Origin of the sequence: Rhizobium sp. Rhizsp82, from assembly GCF_047325115.1 — a bacterium.
In the GTDB taxonomy this organism is placed as follows: Bacteria; Pseudomonadota; Alphaproteobacteria; order Rhizobiales; family Rhizobiaceae; genus Rhizobium.
The window spans coordinates 2,735,709-2,759,393 of sequence record NZ_CP168570.1; the positions used below are offsets into that span (position 1 = coordinate 2,735,709).

Sequence of the window (23,685 nt, forward strand, 5' to 3'; positions counted from 1 at the left end):
AACGAGGAGAATAAGAATGGCCGAGATCAAGGATCCCGAAAACACCATCATCCTGGAAACCACCAAGGGCAAGGTTGTCATCCAGCTTCTGCCGCAGGTGGCACCTGAGCACGTCGCCCGCATCAAGGAGCTCGCCCGCGAGAATGCCTATGACGGCGTCGTCTTCCACCGCGTCATCAACGACTTCATGGCCCAGACCGGCGACGTCAAGTTCGGCAAGAAGGGCAGCGAGAGCTTCAACCCGGGCCGTGCAGGCATGGGCGGCTCCGAGAAGCCGGACCTGAAGGCAGAATTCTCCGCCACTCCGCATATTCGCGGCGTTTGCTCCATGGCCCGCTCGCAGAACCCGAACTCGGCCAACAGCCAGTTCTTCATCTGCCTTGCGGATTCTCCGTGGCTGAACAAGCAGTATTCCGTCTGGGGCCAGGTCATCGAAGGCATGGACAACGTCGACAAGATCAAGAAGGGCGAGCCGGTCGTAGACCCGGATTCGATCGTCTCGATGCGGGTTGCCGCCGACGTCTGATTGTGATTTCTGACGGAACCCGCCCTTGCGTGAGAACGTGGGGCGGGTTTCGCTTTGCCTGAAAGTACCCCGATGCGCGTAGACCTTTTCGATTTCGACCTGCCGGATGAGCGGATTGCCCTGAGGCCCGCCGAGCCGCGCGACAGCGCGCGCCTACTGGTCGTCGATGCGTCCGCCGGCGAGGTGCTGAGCGACCATATTGTTCGCGATCTCCCGAATTTCCTGAAGCCCGGCGATGCGCTGGTTTTCAACGACACCAAGGTCATTCCCGCGCAGCTCGAGGGCATTCGCCATCGCGAAGGGGCGGGCGGCCAGCAGGTTTCGGCGACGCTGCACATGCGTGTCGGCGCCAACCGCTGGAAGGCCTTCGCAAAGCCCGGCAAGCGCATCAAGGAAGGCGATCGCATCGCCTTTGGCCATAGCGGCGAGAGCTGCTCTCTCGGCCAGCTCGATTGCACCGTCGTCGAGAAGGGGGATGCCGGCGAGGTGACGCTCGCATTCGATCTCTCCGGTCCGGCGCTCGACGAAGCGATCGCGTCGGTCGGCCATATCCCGCTGCCGCCCTACATCGCTGCCAAACGCCCGGAAGATGACCGCGACCGCGCCGACTACCAGACGATCTACGCCCGCGAAGAAGGCGCTGTCGCCGCACCAACGGCCGGCCTACATTTCACGCCGGAGCTCTTTGCCGCTCTCGACAAGGCCGGCATCGAACGCCATTTCGTGACGCTGCATGTCGGCGCCGGAACCTTTCTGCCGGTGAAGGCCGATGACACCGACGATCACAAGATGCATCTCGAAAGCGGTTATGTGACCGAGGAGATTGCGGCCAAGCTCAACGCCGTCAGGGCGAGGGGCGGGCGCATCGTCTGCGTCGGCACCACATCGCTGCGGCTGATCGAGAGTGCGGCGGCCGACAGCGGCGAAATCCTGCCTTGGGCCGGTGCCACCGGCATCTTCATCACGCCGGGCTACCGCTTCAAGGCGGTCGATATGCTGATGACCAATTTCCACCTGCCGCGTTCGACGCTGTTCATGCTTGTCTCCGCCTTTGCCGGTTTCGAGACCATGCACGCTGCTTACGAACACGCCATTTCGACAGGCTACCGCTTCTATTCCTACGGCGACTCGAGCCTTCTTTTCCGGAACGACAGATGACCGAGAACTTCCAGTTCACCCTCAAGAAGACCGATGGCGGCGCCCGCCTTGGTGAAATCTCCATGCCGCGCGGCACGATCCGCACGCCGGCCTTCATGCCCGTCGGTACCGTCGGCACCGTCAAGGCGATGTATCTCGACCAGGTGCGTGACACCGGCGCCGATATCATTCTCGGCAATACCTATCATCTGATGCTGCGCCCTGGCGCCGAGCGCGTTGCCCGCCTTGGCGGTCTGCACAAGCTGATCCGCTGGGAACACCCGATCCTGACGGACTCCGGTGGTTTCCAGGTCATGTCGCTTTCCGGTCTGCGCAAGCTCGACGAACAGGGCGTGACCTTCAAGTCGCATGTCGACGGCAGCCTGCACCACATGTCGCCGGAGCGCTCGATCGAGATCCAGGGCCTGCTCGGTTCCGATATCCAGATGCAGCTCGACGAATGCGTGGCGCTTCCCGCCGAACCGCGCGAGATCGAGCGCGCCATGGAGCTCTCGCTGCGCTGGGCCGAGCGCTGCAAGGTCGCCTTCGGCAACCAGCCGGGCAAGGCGATGTTCGGCATCGTCCAGGGCGGCGACCAGCCGAACCTGCGTATCCGCTCTGCCGAAGCGCTGGCCCAGCTCGACCTCAAGGGCTATGCCGTTGGTGGCCTCGCCGTCGGCGAGCCGCAAGACGTCATGCTGCGCATGCTGGACACGACGCTTCCCGTTCTGCCGACCGAAAAGCCGCGCTATCTGATGGGTGTCGGCACGCCTGATGACATGCTGAAATCGGTCGCCCGCGGCATCGACATGTTCGACTGCGTGATGCCGACCCGCTCCGGCCGTCATGGTCTCGCCTTCACCCGCCGCGGCAAGGTCAATATCCGCAATGCCCGTCATGCCGAGGACATGCGCCCGCTCGACGACCAGTCGAACTGCCCGGCGACGCGCGATTACTCCCGCGCCTACCTGCACCACCTCGTCCGCGCCAACGAGGCGCTCGGCGGCATGCTGCTCTCCTGGCATAACCTGAACTACTATCAGGAACTGATGCAGGGCATCCGCAAGGCGATCGCCGAAGACCGCTTCGCCGATTTCATGGCCGAGACGATGGACGAATGGGCGAGGGGCGATCTCGATCCCGTTTGAGATCAGATACCCTTGCTGTCGGTGTTCGGAACGATCTGGACGCCGTTGATCTTGTATTGCCCGTCAGGCTGGCGCGCCATCTGGTAGATGGCCGTCCAGTCCTTGCCGTCGCGGCCAGAAATCAGCACTTCCTGATAGATCATCGCGCCGTCATCGACCGACTTGCTGCGGCCGAAGGCGTAATTGCCGGGATGATAGACCGGCTCATAGCTCTTCTTCACCATCGCGAAGAACACGTTCTTGTCCGGAAACAGCGCCTTGATGCCAGGCGCGGCATAGGAATAGGCCGTATCCGGATCATCCTTCAGGAAGGCACTGATCTGCCGCTCGATAACCTGCTGCGTCGTTTCCAACGGGTCTTCCGCTCGCGCCGGCAGAGAAGCGGCGATGAATGCGGCACACAGGACGAGAATTGCGGATAGAGCACGCATGCGGGAGCCTCCAGCCATATAGACAGGAGTGTAGGGCATCTGCGGGGATTTGAAAGTGGCGGGCTCAGCGCCCGCCATCGCGTTTAATGCCAGCAGCGGAAGAGGGCGCTCGCATTGACGCCGCCAAAGCCGAAGCCGTTGCTGATCGCGTATTCCATCTCGACCTTGCGCGCCGTTTTGCCGACGATATCGAGGCCTTCTGCCACCGGATCGGCTTCCTCAAGATTGCGCGTCGGCGGCACGATCTGATCGCGCAGCGCCAGGATCGTGAAGATCGCCTCCAGCCCGCCTGCCGCACCCAGCAGATGGCCGGTCGCCGATTTCGTCGAGCTGATGGCGATCTCGCGATTGCGGCCGAAAACCGTTGCGATCGCCGCCATCTCGCCGCGGTCGCCGACCGGGGTGGAGGTCGCGTGAGCGTTGAGATGCTTGATCTCGGAGGGAGCGATCTTCGCCTGACGGATGGCGGCTTCCATCGCCCGTCGCGCACCGTCGCCATCCTCTGGTCCGGCCGTCATATGATAGGCGTCGGCCGCCGTGCCATAGCCGACGAGTTCGGCGAGCGGTGTCGCACCGCGCGCCAGCGCATGTTCGAGCGTCTCGATAACCAGAATGCCCGCACCTTCGCCCATGACGAAACCGTCGCGCTGGGTATCGAACGGCCGCGAAGCAAGTTCCGGTGTATCGTTGAACCCCGTCGACAGCGCTCGCGCCGCCGCAAAGCCGCCGAGGCTGACGCGGTCGATACAGGCTTCCGCGCCGCCGCAGATTGCCACGTCGGCCTCACCGGAGCGGATCAGCCGCGCTGCGTCGCCGATTGCCTGGACGCTGGCGGCACAGGCCGTGACCGGCGCGCCGAGCGGCCCCTTGAAGCCGTATTTGATGCTGACCTGACCGGCTGCCAGATTGACCAGGAAGGAGGGGACGATGAAGGGCGACAGACGCCGCGGCCCGCGCGTCTCGACCGTCCGCACGGCATCGGTGATGGCAGGAAAGCCGCCGACGCCCGAGGCGATGATCGTTGCCGTGCGCTCCCGCGAAGCTGTGTCCTCAGGCATCCATCCAGCCTGGCGGACGGCCTCATCGGCAGCCCCCATCGCGAAATGGATGAAGCGGTCCATCTTCTTCTGGTCTTTCGGCACGATGTAGCGGTCGGGATCGAAGCCGCCTTCGGCATCCTCGGCAATGTCAGGCACGACGCCGCCGACCTTGGCCAGCAGATCGCCGACGACATCCTCGCCAAGCACGCGCAGCCCCGAGCCGCCCGCAAGCAGGCGCTTCCAGGCAGTCTCGACGCCCGTTCCAAGCGGCGAGACGAGGCCCATGCCGGTAACGACGATCCGATCCATATTCTTGTCCTTTCTAGGCATCAAAGCCGAGATACCAGGCCTTCATCCGCGCAATGCGCTCATGCGCGGCCTCATCGGCCGCAGGGCCGGGCAGCAGGCAGGTATTCCGGGGGGTGAGTTCTTCGCCGTTCCGGGCATCGACCAGCTTGGCATCAAGCGCTTCGCCGGATGCATTGCCGAGAAGATAGGCGAGATCTTCCTGCGGGGCGTGGCGTCCGCCCCATGTCGACAGCGCCATCAGCACCGGGAAGAAATCCTGCCCCTTCGCCGTCAGCACATATTCGTAGCGGGCAGGGCGCTCGCTATAGAGCCGCTTCTCGAAAATGCCCTCCTCGACCAGATGGGCGAGCCGCCGCGTCAGGATGTTCGGCGCGATCCCAAGGCTCTTCTGGAAGTCGTCGAAGCGCGTCAGCCCCTGAAAGGCGTCGCGCAGGATCATGATGCTCCAGGAATCGCCGACGCTGTTCAGCGCGCGGGCGGCAGGGCATGGAAAGATGGCAAAGCTGGTCCGTTGCATGAAGCAAGTCACTATCGCAGTCACTTGCTTTTAGCAAGTCACTCTTCAGCGCGCGTCGGAACTGAAGATCCGGGCGAGAATGACGCCCATCACCAGCATGCCCGCAGCAACGAAGATCGTGTCACCCGGCGTGCCGATATAAAGCGGCCCGATATTGGCGAAGAGCAGAAAGGCGATGAGGAAATTCAGCCAGCCCCAGATGACGTTGACCTCGGGCGAGCTCAGCTTGCTGCCGCTCATCCTCACGAAAGGCGTCCTGAAAGCGCGCCCGCTGACGCCGTTGACGAAATGCGGAATGCCGTTGGTCAGAAACGCGGCGGCGATGAAATGAACGATATAGGCAATCCAGGGCAAGGGAACCTCCAGCTGAAACAGGATCCCCTGTGAGATTGGCATCATCGGCGGGAAAGCAAGGGCAGGCGCTGCCCTCCAGCACAGTTCGGTCTCCCGAAATTTGCTCCCATTATCAGCAGATTAGCATATAATCGTTTATATCCTGGACGAAGGCCCGTACGAGGATTGACCTTCCGGCCCGATTGCAATTTCTATGCGCGCGAGGTGGAGTGACGGGTGGATAATGCGAGTTTTCTCTGACATCGGCGAACTGCGCGCAGCGCTCGAGGCCTTGCGTCGGCAATCGCGCACCATCGGCCTGGTTCCGACCATGGGCTATCTGCATGCCGGCCATATGGAGCTGGTATCGCGGGCGAGGGTGGAGAACGACATCGTCGTCGCCTCGATCTTCGTCAATCCGCTGCAGTTCGGCGCCAACGAAGACCTCAGCAAATATCCCCGCGATCTCGACCGCGACACGGTTATGCTCCGCCAGGGCGGCGTCAACATCCTGTTCGCGCCCGGTGTCGCCGACATGTATCCGAAGCCGATGATGACGGTTGTCGATGTGCCCGAGATCGGCCGCGAACTCGAAGGCGCGGTGAGGCCCGGGCATTTCGCCGGCGTCGCCACCGTCGTCTGCAAGCTCTTCAATATCGTCCAGCCGCAGCGCGCCTATTTCGGCGAGAAGGATTACCAGCAGGTCGTCGTCATCAGGCGCATGGTCGATGATCTCGCGCTGCCGGTGCGCATCGTACCCGTGCCGACAGTGCGTGATCACGACGGCCTCGCGCTGTCGTCGCGCAATGTCTATCTGAGCGCCGGCGAGCGCAAGGCAGCAGTCATCGTGCCGCAGACGCTCGCCGAGGCTGAGCGGCTGGTCGCCGCCGGCCTGACCGATCCCGCCGAGCTCGAACATCTGCTGAAAGCATTCCTTGGCCGGGAGCCGCTCGCCAATCCCGAAGTCGTCGCCGTGCGCGACGCCGAGACGCTGAAGCCGGTCGAGGTCATCAGCGATCCCGTTGTCGTCGCGCTCTTCGTCAGGATCGGCACGACGCGGCTGCTGGATAACAGGGTTATCGGCGGGCAGGGCGTGGCGAGGATAGGAGCCGTGCGATGAGTGCATCCGGAACAAGCAAGCGCCTGACCCCATCCCGCATCACCGCGATGAAGGGCGGCACGCCGATCGTCTGCCTGACAGCCTATACCACGCCGATGGCGCGTCTCCTCGATGCCCATTGCGATCTTCTCCTCGTCGGGGATTCGCTCGGCATGGTGCTCTACGGCATGGAGACCACGACGGCCGTGACGCTCGACATGATGGTCGCCCATGGCAAGGCGGTGATGCGCGGCGTCGAGAAGGCCTGCGTCGTCGTCGACATGCCGTTCGGCACCTACCAGGAATCAAAGGAAGTGGCCTTCCGCAACGCCGTCCGCATCCTGCAGGAAACCGGCTGCGACGCCGTCAAGCTCGAGGGCGGCGAGGAGATGGTGGAGACGATCGCGTTCCTGACGGCGCGCGGCATCCCGGTTCTCGGCCATATCGGCCTGATGCCGCAACTCGTCCATACCGCCGGCGGCTACCGCTCGGTCGGTCATAAAGAACACGAGACATCGAAGATCCGCCGCGACGCTCACGCGATCGGCGGCTCCGGCGCCTTTGCCGTCGTCGTCGAAGGCACCGTCGAGCCGCTGGCCCGCGAGGTCACATCGGCGATCCATATCCCGACAATCGGCATCGGCGCATCCTCGGCCTGCGACGGCCAGATCCTGGTCTCCGACGACATGCTCGGTCTCTTCAACGATTTCACGCCACGCTTCGTCAAACGCTACGACGAACTCGGCAAGCGCGCCGCGGCCGCTGCAGAGGAATATGCGAAGGACGTCCGCTCACGAGCGTTTCCGGCAGTGGAGCACACATTCAAGCGCAGGACGTGACCGCAGCCAATCAGGGAAGCGGGCGGCTTTATCAGACCCTCGGAAACGCCTATGCAATGTGGCGGGAGAGTTGGAATGTCCGGCGGTTTGCAAGGTAGAAATGTCCGCGTGGTCATCACACGGCACAACGGTCAGCCCCGATCTGAGCGGCTGATCCCGGTTGCAAGATCAGATCGGGGCGGGTGGTAAATACACCTCTTCGGCTTTAGCTTTGACACGCCTCACTCCGCAGCCTGCTGTCGCGACAGTGCTTTCTGGCGCCGTGCGATCACTGCCGGATCGTTCATGAAATCCTTCCGCCGGCCAGGTCCGCGAGCCCGTTTGACGTAGCCATTCTTGTCACTGCTGCTCTTCACCTTCGGCTTGTCCTGCTGCTCCTGGCGCTCCTTGATATAGGCCAGAACATCACCCAACCGCTTGTTCTCGGTGATCGCGGCATGCGTCACCCGCTGGTCCTTGTCGAACACCGTGTAGGGCAGGGAGTAGCCTTTCCACCGCACATCCAGACGACCGTCGGCATAGGCATAGGTCTCGACATAGCGCCCCACCAGCCCACGCGTCACATCGGTCTCCTCCAGCATGATCCGCTGGCGCTCGAACGAAAACGTCAGCTGCGATCCAACATAGCGCTGCTCGCGTTTGCACAGGATCTCCGTCAACCGATCTGGCGCCAGATTCAGCGGCCGATGCAGATCATCAGACCGGGCAGGGGTAACCGCAAAACGCGCATTGTAGTCCTCCATGAAGTCCGGCAAAAACGCGTTGCCGGCCTCCATGCTGTCGATGCCGCAAAGCCTGAGCTCCTTGACCAGGCGGTCCTGCAGCGTCCGGTTCATGCGTTCGACACGACCCTTGGCCTGGCTCGAATTTGCGCATAGAATCTCGATGTTTAACTCGCAAAGTGCACGCCCGAACTGGGTCATGCCCTGGCCACCTTTGGCATCCTTCTTCGCCACCCGGAACACCGAATGCTTGTCCGAATAAAAGGCAATCGGCGCGCCGTGACGGTGGAGATAGAGTTCCAGCGCCTCGAAGTAGGTGAAGGCACTTTCCGAGCGCACGAAACGCAGCTGCATCAGCCTGCCGGTCGCATCGTCGACAAACACCAGCAGCGAGCAAGGCGGCCCGCGATCCTCGAACCAGCGATGCTCCGATCCGTCGATCTGCACCAACTCGCCATAAGCCTCGCGTCGAAGCCGCGGCTGGTGAAACGTCCGGCGCTGCTTGCGCGACAGCCACAGTCCGGCCCCGGACATCCAACCGCGCACCGTCTCGCGTGACACCCGCAAGCCATCGCGCTCAGCCAACTTCTCCGTCGCCAACGTCGGGCCGAAATCCGCATAACGTTCGCGAATCAGCGTCACCGCATAATCGCGAACCCCGTCGCTGATCCGATTGTTCGATGGTCGGCCGATCGCCTTGTGTCGGATCGACGCCGCGCCGCCAGTTCGCATCCGCTCCAAAAGCCGACGCACCTGGCGCTCACTCACGGCAAGAACGTGTGCCGCTGACACCGTAGTCATCCGGCCAGCGGCCACCTTCGATAAAATCTCAATCCGCTGCAGATCGCGCTCGCTCATCGCTATCAATCCCATCTGCAATCTCCCACGCATCCTTCAGACCCGGGGAGTGTGACATTCCAACTTTGCAGAAACAGGACATTCTAACTTTGCGGCTACATGCAAATATCGCATAAGATAGATTATGGAACTAATTGATATGCCCAGGTTACCTGAGAACCCCGGAAAACCGGCATTCTGGCGCGCTTAGCGCTCTTCCAGCTCGCTGAGTTCGATCTCGAACTGCATCTGGTCGTAAGCCGGTTCGACGTGGTCAGGCGTCTCGCCCATCACCGTGTCGTAGTCCAGCGGCGTATGCATATGCGTCAGGATCGCGCGCTTCGGCTGCAGTCTTGCGATCCAGTCCAATGACTGTTCCAGCGACAGATGGCTCGGATGATAGCGGTACTGCAGCGCGTCGATGATCAGCACGTCCAGATTTTCAAGCCTCACTGCAGTTTCCGGCGGAAAGTCGCTGATATCGCTGCAATAAGCGACATTGCCGATGCGGAAGCCGAGCGAGATGATATCGCCGTGCTGCTGCTCGTGCGGCAGAAACGAAATGGTGCCGCCGGCGCCGGATATGCGGATTGGCGCGTCGAGCGTCTCGATCAGCCTGGGCTCGACGATCGGCGGATAATTGCTGCCTGGCGGCGTTTCGATGCAATAGCCGAAACCCTGGCGGATACGCTCCATCGTGAAAGCATTGGCGTAGATCGGCACGCGCTGTTGGGCATTGTGATAGTAGCCGCGCAGATCGTCGATGCCGTGGATGTGGTCGGCATGCGGATGCGTGTAAAGCACGGCATCGATATGACCGACCTTGGCGGCGATCATCTGCTCGCGAAAATCGGATCCGGTATCGACGACGACGGTGGTGACGCCGCCATTGCCGTCGAACTGCTGCACCATGAAGGACGCGCGCGTGCGCCGGTTCTTCGGATTGTCCGGGTTGCAGGCGCCCCAGTCACCGGTGATGCGCGGCACGCCTGGCGACGACGAACAGCCGAGAATGGTGAAACGCCGCCGGTAACCCACGCCGCTAGATCCTCGGCATCTTGGTGAACAGCCGGAAGGCGTTGTCTGTGGTGATGCGCGCCATGTCGGCGTAGCTGAGATCAAGCGTCTCGGCGAGCACCTCGGCGGTGTTCACGACGTAGGACGGCTCGTTTCGCTTGCCGCGCCAGCGCTTGGGCGCCAGATACGGCGCGTCGGTTTCGACGAGCAGCCGGTCATGCGGGATCGTCTTGGCGATCGCCCGCAGTTCTTCCGACTTGGGGAAGGTCAGGATGCCCGAGAACGAGATATAACCGCCAAGCTCGACGCCGGTCTTCGCAAGCTCGGGGCCGGCGGAGAAGCAGTGCAGGATGAAAGGGAAGGCCCCCTTCCCTGTTTCCTCGGTCAGGATCGCCGCCATGTCCTCGTCGGCGCTGCGGCTGTGAATGACCAGCGGCAGCTGCGTTTCGCGCGCGGCTGCGATGTGGCGGCGAAAGCCGGTCTGCTGGTCCTCGGGCGTCTGCGTGTCATAGAAATAGTCGAGACCGGCTTCGCCGATCGCAACGATCTTCTCATGGGCGTTCGCCAGACGGACGAGATCTTCCGTCTGGATATCGAGTTCCTCGTTGGCGCTGTTCGGATGCGTGCCGACCGAGCAGAAGACCGACGGGTAGCGCTCGGTGATCGTCAGCAGCCCGTCGAGCTTCCTGACGCGCGTCGAGATCGTCACCATCTGCTTGACGCCGGACTGGTGCGCCCGCGCGACGATCTCGTCGCGCTCGGCGTCGAAATCGGCAAAGTCCAGATGGCAATGCGTATCGATCAGCATCGGCAGTCCTTACGCCTCGGGCGCGACGTAACGCGGGAAGACCGGTGCCGGTGCCTCAAGCTGCGTGCCCGGCACCAGACGGCCGGCCCCGCCGAGCGCTGCGAAATCGCGCTTGTCCGCAGGAGCGGCAACGAGATCGAGCAGCTTTCCGGCCGATTCAGGAACGATCGGCTGCAGCAGGATGGCGATCTGGCGCACGACTTCGGCCGTAACGTAAAGCACGGTCGCCATACGATCCGGATCGGTCTTCTTCAGCGCCCACGGCGCCTGACCGGCGAAATAGCGATCGGTCTCGGAGACCACAGCGATGATCGAGGCAACGGCCTTGTGGATCATCTGCTTGCCCATGTCTTCGCGGTTGGAATCCAGCAGTGCATCGGCAGCAGCCAGCATCGCCTTGTCCTCATCCGTCAGCGGACCGGGTTCCGGGATCTTGCCGTCGCAGTTCTTGACGATCATCGACAGCGAGCGGCTGGCAAGGTTGCCGATACCGTTTGCAAGGTCAGCGTTGATGCGTTGGCCGATCGCCTCTTCGCTATAGCTGCCGTCCTGGCCGAAGGAGACTTCGCGCAGGAAGAAGTAGCGCACCTGGTCGAGACCGAAGTGATTGACGAGGTTGACGGGGTCGACGACGTTGCCGAGCGACTTCGACATCTTCTCGCCCTTGTTGAGCAGGAAGCCGTGGGCAAAGACGCGCTTCGGCAGCGGCAGGCCAGCCGACATCAGGAAGGCCGGCCAGTAGACGGCGTGGAAGCGGATGATGTCCTTGCCGATGATATGCACATCGGCCGGCCAGTATTTCGCCCGCGGGCCATTGCGGTCTTCGATATAGCCGGTCGCGGTGATGTAGTTGGTCAGCGCGTCGACCCAGACATACATGACATGCTCGGGATCGTTCGGAACCTTGATGCCCCAGTCGAAGGTCGTGCGCGAGACCGAGAGGTCCTTCAGGCCGGACTTGACGAAGGAAATGACCTCGTTTCGGCGCTCGGACGGGCCGATGAAATCCGGGTTCTCTTCGTAGTGCTTCAGGAGCTTGTCCTGGTATTCGGACAGCTTGAAGAAGTAGCTGGCTTCCTCGACCCATTCGACCGGCGTGCCCTGGGGGCCATAGCGGACGCCGTCGGCGCGCACTTCGGTCTCGTCTTCCTGGTAATAGGCTTCGTCACGAACCGAGTACCAGCCGGCATAGGAATCCTTGTAGATGTCGCCGTTGTCGGCCATCAGGTTCCAGATGTTGCGCGAAGTCTCGTGGTGGCGCTCCTGCGTCGTGCGGATGAAGTCGTCGTTCGACGCATTCAACAGCTTCGCCATCGCCTGGAATTCACCGGAATTGCGGTCGGCAAGTTCCTGGGCCGTGATGCCCTCGTTGCGCGCCGTCTGCTGCATCTTCTGGCCGTGCTCGTCGGTACCCGTCAGGAAGAACACATCACGGCCGTCGAGGCGCTGGAAGCGCGCCATGGCGTCGGTGGCGATCAGTTCGTAGGCATGGCCGATATGCGGCTTGCCGTTCGGATAGGAAATCGCGGTGGTGATGTAGAAGGGCTTCTTGTCTGTCATGGCGGCCATCTTGTCCGGCTTACTCTATAAAAATTGTCAGCCGCTCTTAGCGCATGTCATGGCGAAGAGAAACACTAAGTTTCGAAAGCGGCAGCCTTTTGGCCGTCTGCGCGGCAAGCTGAGCTTGACTCGTTTTTGCCCGCATCCTACCCCTTTGCCATCATCAGGGGCGAGGCAGAGTAGACCGTGAAAATTGAGCTGATCGCCGCACGCGCATCGGGGAATGCCGCTTGAGCCTTCCCGAAACCTTCCAGCCGCTCTATTCGCTCTCCGGCTTCTTTGTCGGCATGCTCGTCGGCATTACAGGCGTCGGCGGCGGCTCGCTGATGACGCCGCTGCTGGTGCTGCTCTTCGGCGTCCATCCGGCAACTGCCGTCGGCACCGACCTTCTCTATGCCGCGATCACCAAATCAGCGGGTACCGCGGTCCACGGCATACATGGCCGCATCAACTGGCGCATCGTCGGCTCGCTCGCCGCCGGAAGCGTCCCGGCCGCCCTGCTAATGCTCTGGCTGATGTCCGGCGTCGACCGCAAGAGCGTCGAGGTCGCCCATACGATCACCATCGCGCTTGGCTGGCTACTGGTCATGACCGCCTTCATGCTGATTTTCCGCTCCCAAGTGCTCGCCTTTGCCAAGAGCGCCATCGGCGAGCGCTCGCCGCCGAAGCCCGCGACGATCGCCATCTTCACCGTCATCCTCGGGCTGGCGCTCGGCGTTCTCGTCACGCTGACCTCGGTCGGCGCTGGTGCGCTTGGCGTCACCATTCTCCTGGTTCTGTATCCGAACCTCGATGTGCGCGAGATCGTCGGTTCCGATATCGTCCACGCAGTGCCGCTGACGCTGATCGGCGGCATGGGCTACTGGTTCATCGGCGAGATCGACTGGCTGATGCTGGTTGCCTTGCTCATCGGTTCGATCCCGGGGATCATCGCAGGTAGCCTCCTGGCGCCGAAGCTGCACGAGCGCACCATCCGCATCGTGCTGGCGCTGACGCTTGCCGTCGTCGCCTGGAAGCTGCTGACGGCTTGATTACGGCCCGGGTTGCTTGATATCGGCGAGAATGCCGAGGATCGTCTGCTTGCGGTCGAGATTATAGGCGCCCGACACCGTCAGCCGCTCGTTCACATCCGATTGCAGCCGCGCCATCCGCTCGGCACCGGCGATATCCCCTGCCCGCGCCGCCTGACGCGCCCGGTCCATCAGGTCTTCGCCGACATGGCTCACGAAGAACTCGAAGATCGTATCGCTTTCCTTGCCGGAGAGAGCATCGGCCAGCCGGTGCATCGCGCGCCGCGCCGCCGGTCCCTGTGCCGAAAGCACGTCCTGATAGGCATTGATGATCTCGCCGCCACCATAGTTCATCAGCTTCAGTGCCTCGCCGACGCTGCCCTTAGCGGCCGCAAGCAGCGACGCGTCGTCGGCCGCGGCGCCAAGATTGCCGAGCGCCGCCGCGAGGTCGCCTTCGCCAAGCGGCGAAAGCTTCAGCGGCAGGCATCGCGAGCGGATGGTCGGCAGCAGCTTTCCCGGCGCATGCGAGAGAACCAGGAACAGCGCCCGCTTCGGTGGCTCCTCGAGGATCTTCAGGATCGCATTGGCGGCATTCCGGTTCATGTCGTCGGCCGGATCGATGATGACGATGCGCCAGTTGCCGGTCCCTGATGTCTGCGAGAAGAATTTCCCGGCGCGCCGCACCTCGTCGACGGTGATCGCCGACTTGACCTTGCCGGTCTTCTCGTCGACCGGCCGCGCCAGATGCAGGAGATTGTGCGAGGCACCCGATGAGATCTGCCGGCTGACGGGAGAATTCGGATCCGGATCGGGAATGATTTCAGGCGCGGTCCCGGGATCGGGGTGCGAAAGCACGTAATTGGCAAAGCGGAAGGCCAGCGTCGCCTTGCCGATACCTTCCGGTCCCTCGATCAGGACCGCATGATGTCCCTTGCCGGAGCGATAGGACTGCGAGAGGAAAGCCTCCGCATCCTCGTGACCAAAGAGCTTGGGATTCTCCGCCGGCCAGATCGCCCCATCCAGCAGGCCGGGCCGGTCCTCACTCATGAACGGCTTCCGGCGTCTTTTCGGCCGCGTCAGTGCTCGTCAGCTGCGTGATGATCTCGAGGATTTCGGCGGCGATAGCGGCCTCGTCCTGCATGGCGTTGACGACGTGGCAGCGTTCCGGTTCGCGGGCGGCGATATCGAGATAGGCCTCGCGGCGCTTCTCGTGCGTTTCCAGCTCTTCTTTCTCGAAGCGATCGGGACCATCCGCATTGCGCTTCTGGACCCGGGCAAGACCGGCGCTTGCGGGAATATCGAGGATGACGGTGCAATCCGGCACCACGCCATTGACGGCGATGCGCTGCAGCGTCTCGATGAAATCGGGCTCCAGATTGCCGGTTACGCCCTGATAGACGCGCGAGGAATCCATGAAACGGTCGCAGAGGACGATCTTGCCCTGCAGCAGCGCCGGCCGGATGATTTCCTCGACGTGATCGTTACGCGCCGCGGCAAACAGGATCGCTTCCATCCGCGTGCCGAAAGCTTCGGCCGCGCCTGACAGCAGCACATGGCGAACGGCTTCCGCACCTGGCGAACCGCCGGGCTCGCGCGTCAGCAGCACCTGATGTCCGCGCTCGCGCAAAGCTTCGGCAAGGCGGCGGATCTGGGTCGATTTGCCAGCCCCCTCACCGCCTTCGAATGTAACGAACAATCCCGTACCGGACGACACGCGCACTTTCCCGTCTTCTCGCCATCCTGCGAAAGAATTGACGCAGGGCTCCTGACCTATCTAGCCGAAGACGCCGCCAAGTGAAACCTTGCACTGAGCCGGGCAAGCGCCCTTCCCCGCCAATTTCAAGTGCCGGCCCGGTCGTCAGGCGCCTTCGGCCTTGTCCCAAAGCCAGGAGAAGAACACGGATTCGCCGAGTTCGAGCAGCGCATCGACCGCCCGGCTGGTCAGCGAGCCCTCGGCCACGCTCTGCGCGGTAAAGAGCGGCACTTCGCGCAACACGCGCCCGCCGGAGGAAATCACCAGCGTCCCCGCCTCCGCATCCGCCGCTACCGGCGCTGTCAGCGGCCAGCGATAGATGATTCGCGCCGCCAGCCGATCGGGATTGCTGACCGGGATATAGACGCTGACCGGCGTCTTGGCGACGAGGTTGACGCTGCCCGACTGCCCGCCATAGACGCTCGCCGACCCGACAACTTCCTTCTCGGCAAAGATCTGCCGCGTTTCGAAGGAGGTCAGCCCCCATTCGAGAATGCGCTTGGCCTCGTCTGTGCGCTCCTTGTCGGAGGCGGTGCCGCCGAGTGCCAGGAACAGCCGCTTGCCGTCACGCTGCACCGAGGCAACGATCGAATAGCCCTCGCCTTCGGCAAAGCCGGTCGCAAGGCCATCGGCGCCTAGACCCAGACCGAGCAGCGGATTGCGATTGCGCTGGAAGATCTTGTTCCACTCGAAATCGGCCTGCGCGAAATAGGGATAATAGGCCGGATAGGTCTGCTGCAGATCGGCGGCCAGCGTCACCATATCCCGCGCCGTCGTCTTGCTCTTGCCGCCGTCGGGCAGGCCCGTCGAATTGCCGAAGATGCTCTTGGTCATCCCGAGCGTCTGGGCACGGCGCGTCATGGCTGCGGCGAAATTCTCCTCGGTGCCGCTCATGCCTTCGGCAAGAATGATGCAGCTGTCATTGGCGCCCTGGATAGCAACGCCCTTGACCAGATCTTCGACGCGCACCCGGCTCTTCAGCGAAGCAAACATCGTTGCCGTCCGTGACGGTGCGCCGCCGGTGCGCCAGGCGAATTCGGAGACCGGATAATCGGTATCAAGGGTGATCTCGCCGCCCTTCAGCGAGGCAAAGACGATATCCATCGTCATCAGCTTGGCGAGCGAGGCCGGCGAAAACGACTGGTCCTCGTTCTTCGCCAGAAGAACCGTGCCGGTCGAAGCCTCGATCATATAGGCCTGCGCCGCCTTGGTGACGAAACCGGCAGGTGCCGGATCAGCTGCCGCTGCCGCCGAAGCGGCAGAAAGCAGGCAAACGCAATAACCGATGAGACGCTTCAGCATCGCAAGTCCCCAAGCACGAAATTCGATTCTGGAGGTTAGTGAACCTGGTGCGCGCCTGCAATCGGCGTCTTAGCGCACCGGCTGCTTTGCCTGCTGGCGCTTGTAGGAGGCGAGGATCGATTCCTGTGTCAGGCCGTCGTTGCGGACCATGACGGCGTCGAAGGCGATCGGAACCGTGACCGTTTCGGTTTCCTGATAGCCCATGGCCAGCGAGCTGCCCCAGCCATACGGACGCTCATACGGGATCGGTCCGATCTCCGGCAGAACCACCATCTCGCCAAATCCCTGCGGCGCACCCATCGTGCCGAAAGGCTGCGCCGGTGCGGGCGTTGGGACCGGAGCGGCATTATAGCGGGCGCTCGGCGTCGAACCGCCGTAAGCCGTCGCCGACATCGGAACCGGAACCTTGGAGGTCTGCGGCACGGTCAGCGTGCCCAGGCTGCGCAGCTGGTCGCTGGTGATGCGGCGATCGTTGGAAGCGACCATCACGCCGCTTGCAATCTGCCCGCCCGGATCTACGGCCGGGATGCGGCTGCCCTTCGGCGTGTAGGAGGCCATCAGATACGGCATGTCATGCCCATCCATGCGCGCCTTGCCGACATACTGAACGCGAACGCGGCCGGTGCCGCTGTGCTTCATGTCGAGGAGATCGGCGGTCTTGTTGGACAGGTCGATGATTCGACCCTCGTGATAAGGGCCGCGATCGTTGACGCGGACGATGATCGACGAGCCGTTCTCGACATTGGTGACGCGCGCATAGCTCGGCAGCGGGAATGTCGGATGCGCCGCCGAGATCGACAGCTGGTCATAGACCTCGCCGTTCGCCGTCAGGCGGCCATGGAAGGCCGAGCCGTACCAGGAGGCGATGCCGACCTTGCTATAGGAGAAGTCTTCCTGCGGATAATACCACTTGCCCTTCACCTGGTAGGGATTGCCGACGATATAGCGGCCGCCGCCCTTCGGGATCGGTCCGCCCTCGACGACACGGGGGCTGGCTTTGACGCCATATTCTTTTTCGGAAAAGTATTCTTTGCCGTGAGCGCGCTTCTTCGGCGCCTGAGATGTTGTACCGCACGCCGTGACCGCAGCGCACATCGCCGCCAATGCCAGCCACCGCACACCCGTTGCGAAAGACGCCGCCCCGTATTCCAACTTCATTTGTCCCACGCCGCCAAAGATCGTTATGGTTAAGCAAGTGCCCTAAATCGGACCAACCCTGCCTACGCCCCTGCACCTAACGAGACTTTAATTGTGTGGCCAATGTGCCGAATTTGCGAACAATATCGCAGCGATAGCCGCAATTTTAATGGTTATGGTTTATGAATGGTTAAATTAAAGGTGTTTCACGCCGTGAAACAGGTGGCGGAAGAGGTGGGATTCGAACCCACGGTACGGTTTCCCGCACGCCGGTTTTCAAGACCGGTTCCTTAAACCACTCGGACACTCTTCCGTTCCGCGCCTTATGACGCAAAGCCGCGCGTCAATGCAAGGGCTGGACCCAAAAAACTCTGCAGCGGCGCGATCGCCCGTACCGGAAAAATGGGAACATAGGACGCGGCAGGCGGTTGGGTCTTCTTCAACGCTGATGAAGGAGGAAATCATGTTTGTGAAAATAGCTGCCGGATCCCTGCTGTCTCTCGGGCTGGCAACATCCGCCCTCGCCCAGTCGTCCAGCGGCGGTTCTTCGGGTGGTAGTGCAGCGGGAAGCGGATCGGGGACCGGGACGATGTCAGGGGCCGGCAGCATGAGCGGCAATGGAAGCGGCGGCACGAACGGGACGACCAACAGCAATCCCGGGATCGTCGATCCGAACACGACGAACAGCACGATCAATAGCGGGAATTCCGGCTCGAATGGTGATTCAAACGACTGCCGCCGTGAGCCGCAGGCAAATGCAAGCGGCAATACCGGTCCATCCGGCAATGTCGTGAGCCCGGATAATTCGGCCGCGTGCGCACAATAAGGCCGTTACGCGCGTCTGGGTGCCTGTCGCGTGACTGCAGCTAGTATCCAAGCCGCTCTCGGCTGTGGCCCGCTATGGTTGTCGTACAACGCAGGGCCGAGGCGCCGTCATAGTCCGAAACGGAGCGAAAACCGCCCTAACGATGTGCCATGGCGGCCAATTTTCCGATTGGCCGTCAGAATGTCGCGCGTTGGGGGCTAAGTGCCGTCTGAGCTTCAGGCGGCGACGGCTTCCTTGGGCTTTACGCCCTTATCCTGCTTGCGCACAGCCTCTTTCGCCATCTTGATCAGGTAGGCGACGAACAGTTCGTTGTCGGCCTCGGCGATTTTGCGGGCTGCTTCCAGGTGTTCCATAAGGTGTGAATGACGCATCTGAGTCTCCCGACGGTTGCTGTGTATCGATGATCACTAATATGCTTTAATGGCACGTTAATTTTGCAACCTGGAATAATTTACGTGGCGAAGTAAAAACTGGTTTCTTCTCAGCCGTTTCATTCAAATTTTATGCTTAACCATCCGTTAATATTTGGCTTGCCGCGCTTACCCGATGATTTATTCTCGAACGTCAAATGGGAGAGAGTAAAAATGTCCGGTAAGAGTTTGATCATGCCGCTGGGTTTTGCAGCACTTGCCCTGTCGGGCCTGCTGTTTCAGCTGGTCAGCCATGCGATGCATATGCCGGTGACATTGCTTCAGCCCTGAGAATCGGGGAACCTTTCTGCAGTTTCCGCGTTCATTTCGTTGTTTTTCTCGGAGGGAAATCACTATGGAAGATCAGGGCGTAGGCTGGATTGCGGCAATCATCATCGGCGGCTTTGCCGGCTGGCTGGCCGAAAAATTCATGAGCAGCAACATGGGCGTGTTCATGAACATCATTCTCGGCATTGTCGGCGCTATCGTCGCCAACTTCATTCTGGGGCTTCTGCATGTGCAGCCGCTGTCGGGCTGGCTCGGCTATCTCATCACCGGTTTCGTCGGCGCCTGCCTGCTGATCGCCATCGGCCGGATGGTCCGGCGCTGATCCCAAGAAAAATGCGCATGAAAAAAGCCGGGATTTCACTCCCGGCTTTTTTGTTGGATGGCGGCAATCAGCGGCGGCTCATCAGCCCGAAGACATAGGCGATGCCGGCCGTGACGGCGAGAGCGAAGATCGGCTCCTCGCGCACCTTGTCGCGCACCTTTTCCGTCATCACAGAAGCTTCGTCGGCAACGGCGGTCTTCGCACCCTGCCCCAGCGCCACGACGCTTTCGGAAAGGCGGGCCAGATCCTCGCGCAGCGCAGCGACCTGTGCGGACAGGTCATCGGCGGCGACTTCCGCCTTGACGCGCGCAGCTGTGGATTGGGCGGAGGCGGTTTTCAGTTCGGCCATTGTCTGCTCCTATTTTTCCGGATGCCGCAACAACGGATGGAGGCGGCGAAAGGTTCCCGGCAATGCGCGCTTTTGTTGCCTGGGGCGGCCTCGCGAAATCCATTCCGGACACTGTCATGTTTTCGTCCGATAACGCTTCAATTCCGCCGTGCTTTGCTCTAAGGAACGTCGAAAGCTTTGCCCGTGAATGGGCGGAATATAATGCGAGGTTTGCGTTTCGATGTTCCATATCCTGAGAAGAGCTGCCCAGACGTGGGTCGCCAAGCTCCTCATGCTTCTTCTGGTCGCCTCCTTCGGCATCTGGGGCATATCCCGCGAGCTGATCAGCGGCGGTTCCAGCACGACGGTCGTCACCGTTGGTGATCAGAAGGTGGACGTCAACGAGTTCCGCCTCGCCTACCAGCGCCAGGTGGCAAGCCTCAGCCAGCAGTTCGGCATGCGCCTGACGCCGGATCAGGCCAAGGCCTTCGGTGTCGAGCAGCAGACGATTGCCCAGCTCGTTGCCGGCGCTTCGCTCGATCAGCTCGCCGAAGACATGAATCTCGGCCTCTCCGAAGATCGCCTCGCCCAGCTGATCGGTGACGATCCGGCGTTCAAGGATGTCAGCGGCAAGTTCGACCGCACGCTCTTCACGTCGCGCCTGCGCAATGCCGGTATCCGCGAGGCCGATTATATCAATGAGCGCAGCAAGGTCGCTGTCCGCAGCCAGATCGTCGATGCCGTCTCGAATGGCTTCACCGCCCCGAAGACGCTGGTCGATGCGCTCAAGGTCTATCGCCAGGAAAGCCGCGACATCGATTACCTGCTGCTCACCAACGCCAATATCGAGCCGATCAAGGCGCCTGCCGACGACGTGCTCTCCAAGTGGTTCGATGGCGTAAAGACCCGCTACCGCGCGCCGGAATACCGCAAGGTCGCCTATCTCAAGCTCGAGTCTGCCGACATTGCCGACGTCTCGACGGTCACCGACGAGCAGATCCGCGAAGATTTCGACAAGCGCAAGGAAACCTTCCGCACGCCCGAGACCCGCACGATCGAACAGCTGACCTTCGCCAACAAGGATCTGGCCGCGGCGGCCCTCGCCGCCCTGAAGACGGGCACGACGTTCGATCAGCTGGTCACCGACCAGGGCAAGACGGCGACCGACGTACTGCTCGGCGATTTCACCAAGGACAAGGTTCCGGATCAGTCCGTCGCCGATGCAGCCTTTGCCGTTGCCAAGAGCGGCGGCACGACGCCTGTCGTCGACGGCGCCTTCGGTCCGGTCATCCTGCGCATCACCAATATCAAGCCGGAAACGACGAAGACGCTCGACGAGGTCAAGGAAGACATCCGCAAGCAGCTTGCGCTGGTCAACGCTTCGCAGGAAGTCATCAATGTCCACGATCATATCGAGGATATGCGCAGCGCCGGCCAGTCGCTCGAAGACATTGCCAAGGAGCTGAAGCTCAAGGCCGTCGTCATCGACGCGATCGACGCCACGGGCGCTGACAAGGATGGCAACGAGGTCAAGGATATCCCGGCCAAGCAGCAGCTGCTCGGCGAAGCTTTCAAGACCGAAGTCGGCACCCAGCCGGTTGCCGTTTCGCTCGGCAATGACGGCTATGTCTGGTTCGATGTTCGCGAAGTGACGCCGGAGCGCGAGCGCCCGCTCGCCGAAGTGCGCGACAAGGCCGTTGCCGACTGGACGGCAGAGCAGCAGAAGCTCGAGCTTGCCAAGAAGGCCGACGAGCTGAAGCAGGAAGCACAGAAGGGCAAGTCGCTGGCCGATATCGCTGCCCCGCTCGGCATCGCCGTCGAAAGCAAGGCCGGCGTGACCCGCAGCACCGACGATGCTGTCCTCGGCCGCGCCGTCAATGCTGCCTTCAGCGGTCCGGCTGACACCGTCGCCAGTGCCGTCGGCGCCGATCCGAGCACGCAGATCCTGCTCAAGGTCACCAATGTCAATGACGACCCGACGACCGATGCGCTGACCAACCAGGATGCGCAGATCGCCGCCGTCGCCAATGCCGCCGGTGACGATATCCTCGACCAGATGGTGACCCTGCTGCAGACGCAGTACGGTGCCTCGATCAACCAGACGCTCGCCGATCAGGCAGCCGTTCGCTAGCAGGAGCTTGAGCTGATGACCGATCTGAAGCCGCTTCTGGCCAAGGCCGCGAGCCGCGAGCCTCTGACGCGTGAGGAGGCCCAGGCGGCCTTCGACATCCTGATGTCGGGCCAGGCGACGCCTTCGCAGATCGGCGGCTTCCTGATGGCCCTCAGGGTGCGTGGCGAAACCGTCGACGAAATCGTCGGCGCCGCCACCACGATGCGCTCCAAGATGTTGCGCGTCGTCGCCCCCGATGATGCGATCGACATCGTCGGCACCGGCGGTGACGGCAGCGGCACCTACAATATCTCGACGCTGGCGGCGCTGATCGTCGCCGGTGCCGGTGTTCCGGTCGCCAAGCACGGCAACCGCGCCCTGAGCTCGAAATCCGGAGCGTCGGACAGCCTCTCGGCACTCGGCGTCAAGCTGGAGATCAGCCCCGAGGTGATCAGCCGCTGCATCGCGGAAGCCGGCGTCGGCTTCATGTTCGCGCAGCAGCATCACTCGGCGATGCGCCATGTCGGCCCATCGCGCGTCGAACTCGGTACGCGCACGATCTTCAATCTGCTGGGACCGCTGACCAACCCCGCCGGCGTCCGCCGCCAGCTGCTCGGTGTCTTCGCACCGCAATGGGTGGTGCCGCTCGCCGAAGTCATGCGCGATCTCGGCTCCGAAAGCGTCTGGGTCGTCCACGGCGATGGCCTGGACGAAATCACGACGACCGGCAAGACCAGCGTCGCAGCACTTGAGAACGGCAAGATCCGCACCTTCGAGCTGTCGCCGGCCGATTTCGGCGTGTCGCCCTGCACGCTCTCGGCCCTGAAGGGCGGAGATGGCGTCGTCAACGCGGCGGCACTGCGCGAAGTGCTAGGCGGCGCCAAGAATGCCTATCGCGACGTCGCGCTCGCCAATGCCGCAGCCGCGCTGGTCGTTGCCGGCAAGGCCGAGACTATCGCCAAGGGCATGACGCTCGCCACGGAGTCGCTGGATAGCGGCGCGACGGCGGCAGCCCTCGACAAACTCATCGCCGTTTCCAACGATATCGACTAGGATTGCCCGATGACCGATATCCTGAAGAAAATCGAAACCTACAAGCGCGAAGAGATCGCCGCCGCCAAGGCCAAGGTGTCGCTTGCCGACCTGAAAGCGATGCAGGCCGGTCAATCGGCACCGCGCGGCTTTCACCAAGCGCTCGCTGCCAAGCGGGATGCCGGTGAGTTCGGCCTGATTGCCGAAATCAAGAAGGCGAGCCCGTCCAAGGGCCTGATCCGCCCGGATTTCGATCCGCCGGCGCTTGCCAAGGCCTACGAGAACGGCAGCGCCGCCTGTCTTTCGGTTCTGACCGATACGCCGAGCTTCCAGGGCGCGCCGGAATTCCTGACCGCTGCCCGCGCCGCCTGCTCGCTGCCGGCGCTGCGCAAGGATTTCATGTTCGAGACCTACCAGGTCCACGAAGCCCGCGCATGGGGCGCAGACTGCATCCTGCTGATCATGGCATCGCTGAGCGACAGCGACGCCGAGCGCCTGCAGGATGAAGCTTTCGGGCTCGGCATGGACGTTCTGGTCGAAGTTCACGATGCCGAGGAAATGGAGCGGGCGCTGAAACTCTCCTCCCCGCTCGTCGGCATCAACAATCGCAATCTTCGCACCTTCGAAGTCAGCCTGACGGTCAGCGAACAGCTATCGGCCATGGTGCCCGACGATCGTCTGCTCGTCGGCGAAAGCGGCATCTTCACCAATGCCGATTGCAAGCGCCTGCAGGCGTTCGGCATCAATACCTTCCTCGTCGGCGAGAGCCTGATGCGCAAGGACGATGTCGCAGCCGCCACCCGCGCGCTGCTGTTCGGCGAAGCCGCAATCGCGGCTGAATGAG

25 protein-coding genes and 1 tRNA gene are annotated in these 23,685 nt (G+C 62.3%); 11 read left to right on the plus strand and 15 right to left on the minus strand.

Annotation, left to right across the window (positions count from 1 at the left end; all coding sequences use genetic code 11):
* Positions 1–16: 16 nt before the first annotated feature.
* The 3 genes from ACEN84_RS18575 to tgt all read left to right on the plus strand — a co-directional run bounded on the left by ACEN84_RS18575 (position 17) and on the right by tgt (position 2,811).
* Positions 17–526 carry a peptidylprolyl isomerase gene (locus ACEN84_RS18575; protein ID WP_112711897.1) on the plus strand — a complete coding sequence of 170 codons (510 nt, stop codon included), beginning with the start codon at positions 17–19 and terminating at the stop codon, positions 524–526.
* A gap of 72 nt (positions 527–598) precedes the next feature.
* Entirely contained in the window at positions 599–1,684 is a 1,086-nt protein-coding gene (queA, locus tag ACEN84_RS18580) for a tRNA preQ1(34) S-adenosylmethionine ribosyltransferase-isomerase QueA (protein ID WP_199629283.1), read from the plus strand.
* Positions 1,681–2,811, plus strand: a complete 1,131-nt coding sequence (gene tgt / locus ACEN84_RS18585) for a tRNA guanosine(34) transglycosylase Tgt (protein ID WP_203428890.1) — start codon at positions 1,681–1,683, stop codon at positions 2,809–2,811. The genes queA and tgt overlap by 4 nt, the downstream gene beginning before the upstream one ends.
* A 2-nt stretch (positions 2,812–2,813) precedes the next feature.
* Here tgt and ACEN84_RS18590 read toward each other — a convergent pair whose 3' ends face one another.
* The 4 genes from ACEN84_RS18590 to ACEN84_RS18605 all read right to left on the minus strand — a co-directional run bounded on the left by ACEN84_RS18590 (position 2,814) and on the right by ACEN84_RS18605 (position 5,462).
* On the minus strand, positions 2,814–3,242 hold the full coding sequence (locus ACEN84_RS18590) for a DUF4864 domain-containing protein (RefSeq protein WP_130278329.1): 429 nt from the start codon (positions 3,240–3,242) through the stop codon (positions 2,814–2,816).
* An 83-nt stretch (positions 3,243–3,325) separates the two neighbouring features.
* Positions 3,326–4,591: a beta-ketoacyl-ACP synthase II gene (gene fabF / locus ACEN84_RS18595; RefSeq protein ID WP_413709491.1), complete on the minus strand. Its 1,266-nt coding sequence runs from the start codon at positions 4,589–4,591 to the stop codon at positions 3,326–3,328.
* A 13-nt stretch (positions 4,592–4,604) separates the two neighbouring features.
* Positions 4,605–5,108 (minus strand): winged helix-turn-helix transcriptional regulator, encoded by a 504-nt coding sequence (locus ACEN84_RS18600; protein WP_413709492.1) that lies wholly within the window; start codon positions 5,106–5,108, stop codon positions 4,605–4,607.
* A 45-nt stretch (positions 5,109–5,153) separates the two neighbouring features.
* Positions 5,154–5,462, minus strand: coding sequence for a hypothetical protein (locus ACEN84_RS18605; RefSeq protein ID WP_112711957.1), 309 nt, complete (start codon positions 5,460–5,462; stop codon positions 5,154–5,156).
* Between the two features lie 223 nt (positions 5,463–5,685).
* Here ACEN84_RS18605 and panC point away from each other — a divergent pair, with 223 nt between their 5' ends.
* Both panC and panB read left to right on the plus strand, forming a co-directional pair.
* The gene (gene panC / locus ACEN84_RS18610; RefSeq protein ID WP_413709493.1) at positions 5,686–6,561 is read left to right on the plus strand and encodes a pantoate--beta-alanine ligase; all 876 of its coding nucleotides are present in this window, start codon (positions 5,686–5,688) and stop codon (positions 6,559–6,561) included.
* A complete protein-coding gene (gene panB / locus ACEN84_RS18615) occupies positions 6,558–7,379 on the plus strand; it encodes a 3-methyl-2-oxobutanoate hydroxymethyltransferase (protein ID WP_413709494.1) in 822 nt (273 codons plus the stop codon). The genes panC and panB overlap by 4 nt, the downstream gene beginning before the upstream one ends.
* 221 nt (positions 7,380–7,600) lie before the next feature.
* Here the strand turns inward: panB and ACEN84_RS18620 are convergent, their stop codons facing one another.
* The 4 genes from ACEN84_RS18620 to metG all read right to left on the minus strand — a co-directional run bounded on the left by ACEN84_RS18620 (position 7,601) and on the right by metG (position 12,323).
* On the minus strand, positions 7,601–8,974 hold the full coding sequence (locus ACEN84_RS18620) for an ISNCY family transposase (RefSeq protein ID WP_413709495.1): 1,374 nt from the start codon (positions 8,972–8,974) through the stop codon (positions 7,601–7,603).
* 171 nt (positions 8,975–9,145) lie between these two features.
* Positions 9,146–9,976, minus strand: coding sequence for an MBL fold metallo-hydrolase (locus tag ACEN84_RS18625; RefSeq protein ID WP_413709496.1), 831 nt, complete (start codon positions 9,974–9,976; stop codon positions 9,146–9,148).
* A 4-nt stretch (positions 9,977–9,980) separates the two neighbouring features.
* Positions 9,981–10,763, minus strand: a complete 783-nt coding sequence (locus ACEN84_RS18630) for a TatD family hydrolase (protein ID WP_413709497.1) — start codon at positions 10,761–10,763, stop codon at positions 9,981–9,983.
* A gap of 9 nt (positions 10,764–10,772) precedes the next feature.
* Positions 10,773–12,323, minus strand: a complete 1,551-nt coding sequence (gene metG, locus ACEN84_RS18635) for a methionine--tRNA ligase (protein WP_413709498.1) — start codon at positions 12,321–12,323, stop codon at positions 10,773–10,775.
* Positions 12,324–12,553: 230 nt separating this feature from the next.
* Between metG and ACEN84_RS18640 the strand changes: the two genes are divergently transcribed.
* Positions 12,554–13,354 (plus strand): sulfite exporter TauE/SafE family protein, encoded by an 801-nt coding sequence (locus ACEN84_RS18640; protein ID WP_199629646.1) that lies wholly within the window; start codon positions 12,554–12,556, stop codon positions 13,352–13,354.
* Here ACEN84_RS18640 and ACEN84_RS18645 read toward each other — a convergent pair whose 3' ends face one another.
* The 5 genes from ACEN84_RS18645 to ACEN84_RS18665 form a co-directional block, all read right to left on the minus strand.
* A complete protein-coding gene (locus ACEN84_RS18645) occupies positions 13,355–14,380 on the minus strand; it encodes a DNA polymerase III subunit delta' (RefSeq protein WP_413709499.1) in 1,026 nt (341 codons plus the stop codon). It abuts the gene before it with no gap.
* Complete coding sequence (tmk, locus tag ACEN84_RS18650; protein ID WP_199629644.1) at positions 14,373–15,047, minus strand: dTMP kinase; 675 nt, start codon at positions 15,045–15,047, stop codon at positions 14,373–14,375. The genes ACEN84_RS18645 and tmk overlap by 8 nt, the downstream gene beginning before the upstream one ends.
* 144 nt (positions 15,048–15,191) lie before the next feature.
* A complete protein-coding gene (locus ACEN84_RS18655) occupies positions 15,192–16,388 on the minus strand; it encodes a D-alanyl-D-alanine carboxypeptidase family protein (protein WP_413709500.1) in 1,197 nt (398 codons plus the stop codon).
* Positions 16,389–16,457: 69 nt separating this feature from the next.
* Positions 16,458–17,546 (minus strand): septal ring lytic transglycosylase RlpA family protein, encoded by a 1,089-nt coding sequence (locus ACEN84_RS18660; RefSeq protein WP_112716199.1) that lies wholly within the window; start codon positions 17,544–17,546, stop codon positions 16,458–16,460.
* A 202-nt stretch (positions 17,547–17,748) separates the two neighbouring features.
* A tRNA-Ser gene (locus tag ACEN84_RS18665) sits at positions 17,749–17,838 on the minus strand.
* A gap of 150 nt (positions 17,839–17,988) precedes the next feature.
* On the opposite strand from ACEN84_RS18665, the gene ACEN84_RS18670 reads away from it, so the two are divergent.
* Positions 17,989–18,351: an oxidoreductase gene (locus ACEN84_RS18670; protein WP_413709501.1), complete on the plus strand. Its 363-nt coding sequence runs from the start codon at positions 17,989–17,991 to the stop codon at positions 18,349–18,351.
* 215 nt (positions 18,352–18,566) lie between these two features.
* Here ACEN84_RS18670 and ACEN84_RS18675 read toward each other — a convergent pair whose 3' ends face one another.
* The gene (locus ACEN84_RS18675; protein ID WP_162708678.1) at positions 18,567–18,722 is read right to left on the minus strand and encodes a hypothetical protein; all 156 of its coding nucleotides are present in this window, start codon (positions 18,720–18,722) and stop codon (positions 18,567–18,569) included.
* 394 nt (positions 18,723–19,116) lie between these two features.
* Here ACEN84_RS18675 and ACEN84_RS18680 point away from each other — a divergent pair, with 394 nt between their 5' ends.
* Positions 19,117–19,371, plus strand: a complete 255-nt coding sequence (locus tag ACEN84_RS18680; RefSeq protein WP_112716229.1) for a GlsB/YeaQ/YmgE family stress response membrane protein — start codon at positions 19,117–19,119, stop codon at positions 19,369–19,371.
* Between the two features lie 67 nt (positions 19,372–19,438).
* Here the strand turns inward: ACEN84_RS18680 and ACEN84_RS18685 are convergent, their stop codons facing one another.
* A complete protein-coding gene (locus ACEN84_RS18685) occupies positions 19,439–19,720 on the minus strand; it encodes a hypothetical protein (RefSeq protein WP_112716231.1) in 282 nt (93 codons plus the stop codon).
* Between the two features lie 220 nt (positions 19,721–19,940).
* Between ACEN84_RS18685 and ACEN84_RS18690 the strand changes: the two genes are divergently transcribed.
* Genes ACEN84_RS18690 through trpC form a run of 3 tightly spaced genes read left to right on the plus strand, consistent with a single transcriptional unit; the run spans position 19,941 to position 23,684 of the window.
* Positions 19,941–21,830, plus strand: a complete 1,890-nt coding sequence (locus ACEN84_RS18690) for a SurA N-terminal domain-containing protein (protein ID WP_413709502.1) — start codon at positions 19,941–19,943, stop codon at positions 21,828–21,830.
* 15 nt (positions 21,831–21,845) lie between these two features.
* The gene (trpD, locus tag ACEN84_RS18695) at positions 21,846–22,862 is read left to right on the plus strand and encodes an anthranilate phosphoribosyltransferase (protein ID WP_413709503.1); all 1,017 of its coding nucleotides are present in this window, start codon (positions 21,846–21,848) and stop codon (positions 22,860–22,862) included.
* A gap of 9 nt (positions 22,863–22,871) precedes the next feature.
* The gene (trpC, locus tag ACEN84_RS18700) at positions 22,872–23,684 is read left to right on the plus strand and encodes an indole-3-glycerol phosphate synthase TrpC (protein WP_413709504.1); all 813 of its coding nucleotides are present in this window, start codon (positions 22,872–22,874) and stop codon (positions 23,682–23,684) included.
* Position 23,685: the final 1 nt, after the last annotated feature.

What these genes read in the sequence shown, in the direction of transcription:
- ACEN84_RS18685 (WP_112716231.1), bottom strand. Translation starts at nt 19,720, where the DNA reads ATGGCCGAACTGAAAACCGCCTCCGCCCAATCCACAGCTGCGCGCGTC.
- trpD (WP_413709503.1), top strand. Translation starts at nt 21,846, where the DNA reads ATGACCGATCTGAAGCCGCTTCTGGCCAAGGCCGCGAGCCGCGAGCCT.
- metG (WP_413709498.1), bottom strand. Translation starts at nt 12,323, where the DNA reads ATGACAGACAAGAAGCCCTTCTACATCACCACCGCGATTTCCTATCCG.
- ACEN84_RS18600 (WP_413709492.1), bottom strand. Translation starts at nt 5,108, where the DNA reads ATGCAACGGACCAGCTTTGCCATCTTTCCATGCCCTGCCGCCCGCGCG.
- ACEN84_RS18690 (WP_413709502.1), top strand. Translation starts at nt 19,941, where the DNA reads ATGTTCCATATCCTGAGAAGAGCTGCCCAGACGTGGGTCGCCAAGCTC.
- ACEN84_RS18590 (WP_130278329.1), bottom strand. Translation starts at nt 3,242, where the DNA reads ATGCGTGCTCTATCCGCAATTCTCGTCCTGTGTGCCGCATTCATCGCC.
- panB (WP_413709494.1), top strand. Translation starts at nt 6,558, where the DNA reads ATGAGTGCATCCGGAACAAGCAAGCGCCTGACCCCATCCCGCATCACC.
- queA (WP_199629283.1), top strand. Translation starts at nt 599, where the DNA reads ATGCGCGTAGACCTTTTCGATTTCGACCTGCCGGATGAGCGGATTGCC.
- ACEN84_RS18630 (WP_413709497.1), bottom strand. Translation starts at nt 10,763, where the DNA reads ATGCTGATCGATACGCATTGCCATCTGGACTTTGCCGATTTCGACGCC.
- ACEN84_RS18620 (WP_413709495.1), bottom strand. Translation starts at nt 8,974, where the DNA reads ATGGGATTGATAGCGATGAGCGAGCGCGATCTGCAGCGGATTGAGATT.
- ACEN84_RS18670 (WP_413709501.1), top strand. Translation starts at nt 17,989, where the DNA reads ATGTTTGTGAAAATAGCTGCCGGATCCCTGCTGTCTCTCGGGCTGGCA.
- ACEN84_RS18575 (WP_112711897.1), top strand. Translation starts at nt 17, where the DNA reads ATGGCCGAGATCAAGGATCCCGAAAACACCATCATCCTGGAAACCACC.
- panC (WP_413709493.1), top strand. Translation starts at nt 5,686, where the DNA reads ATGCGAGTTTTCTCTGACATCGGCGAACTGCGCGCAGCGCTCGAGGCC.
- ACEN84_RS18655 (WP_413709500.1), bottom strand. Translation starts at nt 16,388, where the DNA reads ATGCTGAAGCGTCTCATCGGTTATTGCGTTTGCCTGCTTTCTGCCGCT.
- fabF (WP_413709491.1), bottom strand. Translation starts at nt 4,591, where the DNA reads ATGGATCGGATCGTCGTTACCGGCATGGGCCTCGTCTCGCCGCTTGGA.
- ACEN84_RS18660 (WP_112716199.1), bottom strand. Translation starts at nt 17,546, where the DNA reads ATGAAGTTGGAATACGGGGCGGCGTCTTTCGCAACGGGTGTGCGGTGG.
- tgt (WP_203428890.1), top strand. Translation starts at nt 1,681, where the DNA reads ATGACCGAGAACTTCCAGTTCACCCTCAAGAAGACCGATGGCGGCGCC.
- ACEN84_RS18675 (WP_162708678.1), bottom strand. Translation starts at nt 18,722, where the DNA reads ATGCGTCATTCACACCTTATGGAACACCTGGAAGCAGCCCGCAAAATC.
- trpC (WP_413709504.1), top strand. Translation starts at nt 22,872, where the DNA reads ATGACCGATATCCTGAAGAAAATCGAAACCTACAAGCGCGAAGAGATC.
- ACEN84_RS18645 (WP_413709499.1), bottom strand. Translation starts at nt 14,380, where the DNA reads ATGAGTGAGGACCGGCCCGGCCTGCTGGATGGGGCGATCTGGCCGGCG.
- ACEN84_RS18680 (WP_112716229.1), top strand. Translation starts at nt 19,117, where the DNA reads ATGGAAGATCAGGGCGTAGGCTGGATTGCGGCAATCATCATCGGCGGC.